Below are 206 nucleotides of genomic sequence, written 5' to 3'. Positions count from 1 at the left end.
GGCGCCATGTTCGTGCGCTCCATGACGGTGTACCTGGTCAACCGCGGCACGCTCAACCAGTACATCTACCTGGAGCACGGCGCCCACTACGCCATTGGCGCGCTGGCCGGGGTGATGATCCTGGGCACGGTGGTGCACGTGTCCGAGGTGTTCACCGGGCTGGTGGGCGTGGCCTTCATCGCCGCGTCGGTCTGGTCGTCGCTGCG

At 67.5% G+C, this 206-nt stretch carries 1 protein-coding gene; it reads left to right on the top strand.

Annotated elements, in window-relative coordinates:
- Positions 1-206, top strand: a 206-nt coding sequence (locus tag HA630_RS01895; protein WP_166832185.1) for a DUF475 domain-containing protein, incomplete at both ends; no start/stop codon positions are given.

The sequence above is a fragment of the Aquabacterium sp. A08 genome (assembly GCF_011742065.1).
The sequence above is the reverse complement of the archived record's forward strand: the minus strand, read 5'-3'. Positions and strand labels throughout refer to the sequence as shown.